This is a genomic window from Mycobacterium sp. TH-M11 (assembly GCF_057473725.1).
On sequence record NZ_JBYCLD010000460.1, the window covers coordinates 1 to 4,019 of the forward strand.

Consider the following 4,019-nt stretch of genomic DNA (forward strand, 5'->3'; position numbering starts at 1 on the left):
GCGAACCTGGCCCGGCTGACCGACCTGACCACCGAGTTGCGTCGCCAGCTCAAACCGCTGGGCCGCCAGGCCGAGGTGGCTCGTCGCGCCCAAACCATCCAGGCCGACCTGCGCGACGCCCGACTGCGACTGGCCGCCGACGACGTGGTCACCCGGCAGTCCGAGCTACACAACACCAACCACGCGGAGGCGACGCTGCGCCGCGAGCACGACGAGGCCTCGGCCCGGATGTCGGTAGCCGCTGAGGAACTTGCCGCTCATGAGCAGGCGTTGACCCAGCTCTCTGAGCGGGCGGAAGCCGGGCAACAGACCTGGTTTGCGTTGTCTGCCCTGGCCGAACGGGTCAGCGCGACGGTGCGCATCGCCAGCGAGCGAGCTCAGCATCTGGACGTCGAGACCGCACCGACGGGCGGCCCGGACCCCGACCAATTAGAGGCCGAGGCTGAGCGGGTCGCTGCCGCCGAACAGCAACTGCTCGCCGAGCTGCAGGCCACCCGAACCCGGCTGGATGCGGCGCGCGCCGAGCTGGCCGACCGTGAACGCGCTGCCACCGAGGCCGAACAGGCCCACCTGGCGGCGGTGCGGTCCGAAGCCGACCGCCGCGAAGGCCTGGCCCGATTGGCCGGCCAGGTCGAGACGATGCGGGCCCGTGTCGAGTCGATCGACGACGGTGTCGCCAAGCTGTCGGAGCGCATCGAGGAGGCGGCCACCCGCGTCCAACAAACCCGGGCAGAGTTCGAGACCGTGCAGGGCCGGGTCGGCGAACTCGACCAGGGCGAAGTCGGTCTCGACGAGCACCACGACCGCACTGTCGCCGCGCTGCGACTGGCCGACGAGCGGGTTGCCGAATTGCAGTCCGCCGAGCGCGGCGCCGAACGTCAGGTCGCCTCGTTGCGGGCGCGCATCGATGCGCTGTCGGTCGGGCTCGAGCGTAAAGACGGCGCCGCCTGGCTGGTCCAAAATTTAAGTGGTGCAGGCCTTTTCGGGTCAATCGCGAAGCTGGTCAAGGTTCAGTCCGGCTATGAAACAGCGCTGGCGGCGGTGCTGGGCTCCGCCGCGGACGCCGTGGCGGCCGAAAGCTTCACCGCGGCAACGGATGCGGTGACAGCGCTCAAGCAGGCCGATGGCGGCCGAGCGGCCATCGTGCTCGGTGACTGGCCCGCCGAGGAGCCTTCACGGCTTGAAGCCCTGCCCGACGGCGCGCGCTGGGCACTGGACCTCGTCGAGGCACCGCCGCGGCTGCGCGGCGCGATGGTCGCCATGCTGTCCCGGGTGGCAGTGGTCGGTGAACTGACCGCGGCGGTGAATCTTGTCGCCGCGCAGCCCCAATTGCGCGCGGTCACCCGCGACGGCGACCTGGTCGGTGCGGGCTGGATCAACGGCGGCTCCGACCGCAAACCCTCCACGTTGGAGATCGCCAGCGAGATCGCCAAGGCGCGAGCTGAACTCGCGGTGGCAGAGCAGCAGGCCGACGAGTTGAGCGCGGCCTTGTCCGGTGCGGTGAGCGAGCAGAGCGCCCGCCAGGACTCCGCCGAGCAGGCGCTGGCGGCGCTCAACGAATCCGACGCCGCCATATCGGCGATCTACGAACAGCTCGGCCGGCTCGGCCAGGACGCCCGCGCTGCCGACGAGGACTGGCGTCGGCTCACGCGCCAGCGCGAGGAGCTGGAAGTCGGGCGCGCCGACACCCTCGCGCAGCTCGGTGAACTCGAGAGCCGACTGGGCAACATCGAACAGCCACAACAGATTTCGAACGAGCCCAGCCACGGCGAGGTCCGCCAGCAGATCGCCGCGGCGGCGGAAGCGGCCCGCGGCGTCGAGGTGGAGGCCAGGCTTGCGGTACGCACCGCCGAAGAGCGTGCCAATGCCGTTCGCGGAAAGGCAGATTCGCTGCGTCGCGCCGCCGCCTCCGAGCGCGAGGCCCGGGTCCGCGCCCAGCAGGCTCGTGCGGCACGCCAGCGCGCTGCCAAGGTGGCCGCCGCGGTAGCCGACGCCGGGCGTCTGCTGGCCGGCCGATTGAGTCAAGTGGTCGCAGCGGCATCGCAGAACCGCGACGTGCTGGCGGCCGAACGGCAACGACGTTCCGCGGCGCTGGTCGCAGTCCGCGAGGAGGTGAACGCGCTGGCCACCCGGATCGGGGTGCTCACCGAGTCGCTGCACCGCGACGAGGTGGCCAAAGCCCAAGCGGCACTTCGCATCGAGCAGCTCGAGCAGATGGTGCTCGAACAATTCGGCATGGCGCCCGACGTATTGGTCGCCGAATACGGCCCCCAGGTGACGCTGCCGCCGAGTGAGCTGGAGATGGCCGAATACGAACAGGCCCGCGAGCGCGGCGAGCCGGTGAGCGCGCCCGCCCCGCTGCCGTTCGACCGGCCCACCCAGGAGCGTCGCGCCAAACGCGCCGAACGTGAACTGGCCGAGCTGGGCCGGGTGAACCCGCTGGCCCTGGAGGAGTTCGCCGCCCTGGAGGAGCGCTTCAACTTCTTGTCCACTCAACTCGAGGATGTCAAGGCCGCGCGTAAGGATCTGCTCGACGTCGTCGCCGACGTCGACGCCCGCATCCTGCAGGTGTTCACCGAGGCCTACATCGACGTGGAGCGGGAATTCCAAGGGGTTTTCGCCACGCTGTTCCCCGGGGGCGAGGGCCGCCTGCTGCTCACCAACCCCGACGACATGCTGACCACCGGCATCGAGGTGGAGGCTCGTCCACCCGGCAAGAAGGTCAAGCGGCTGTCGCTGTTGTCCGGCGGCGAGAAATCACTGACCGCGGTCGCGATGCTGGTCGCCATCTTCCGGGCCCGCCCATCGCCGTTCTACATCATGGACGAAGTCGAGGCGGCGCTCGACGACACCAATCTGCGGCGGCTGATCGGCCTGTTCGAGCTGCTGCGGGCCAAGTCGCAGCTGATTGTCATCACCCACCAGAAGCCAACCATGGAGGTCGCCGACTCGCTGTACGGCGTGACGATGCGTGGCGACGGCATCACTACGGTGATCTCGCAACGGATGCGCGGTCAGCAGGTCAACGAGCTGGTCACCACTACTTAAGCGAGGAATACTTTGCCCCAAGCTGTCTGGATCGCGATCGCGGTTGCTGTCACCCTGGTCGTCATCGCCGTCCTGGTGTGGGGACTGGTGCGCTACCGGCGACGGCAGATCAGCCTGTCCGGCGGCGAGCAAACCCCCACCCTCGACCGCTCCGGCGGTTATGCCGCGTCGTCGGCAATCACATTCAGCCGCACCGAAACTCCCGAACGTATCGACACCACCGGGTTGCCCGCCGTCGGCGACGACGCGTCAACTCCGCGCGATGCGCCCAAGCGCACCGTCTCCGATGTTCACCTGCCCCAGCCTGATACGGAAGCTTCCCCGGTTGCGCCACAACCCGCGACGGCGGAGCCCGCAGTGGAGGAGATCGCCCCGTCCGAAGGGCGGCTGGAGCGGCTGCGCGGGCGGCTGGCCAGGTCGCAGAATACCTTCGGCCGCAGCCTGTTAGGGCTGATCGGTGGTGGAGACCTGGACGAGGATTCCTGGGAACAGGTCGAGGACACCCTGCTGATCGCCGACTTGGGCCCCACCGTCACCAGTTCGGTGGTGGCTCAACTGCGCAGCCGGCTGGCCAGCAAGGACGTCCACACCGAGGCCGATGCCCGCGCGGTGCTGCGCGAGGTTCTGATCAGTGAGCTGCAACCCGGTCTGGACCGCTCGGTGCGTGCCCTGCCGCATGACGACCACCCGTCGGTGCTGCTGGTCGTCGGCGTCAACGGAACCGGAAAGACCACGACCGTGGGCAAACTCGCGCGGGTGCTGGTCGCCGACGGCCGGCGGGTAGTGCTGGGCGCGGCCGACACTTTCCGTGCTGCGGCGGCCGATCAGTTGCAGGCCTGGGCATCGCGCGTGGGCGCCGATGTGGTGCGTGGACCCGAGGGCGCCGATCCGGCGGCGGTCGCCTTCGATGCCGTCGACAAGGGCATCGAGGTCGGCGCCGACGTCGTGGTGATCGACACCGCGGGCCGGTT

At 69.5% G+C, this 4,019-nt stretch carries 2 protein-coding genes; both read left to right on the forward strand.

All coding sequences use genetic code 11. The features are described from left to right. Window positions 1-3,048, forward strand: a 3,048-nt coding sequence (gene smc, locus AC2VOG_RS17830) for a chromosome segregation protein SMC (protein WP_486941174.1), incomplete at its 5' end; no start/stop codon positions are given. Between the two features lie 12 nt (window positions 3,049-3,060). Beyond that, a partial coding sequence (locus AC2VOG_RS17835; protein WP_486941175.1) for a signal recognition particle receptor subunit alpha occupies window positions 3,061-4,019 on the forward strand: 959 nt, incomplete at its 3' end.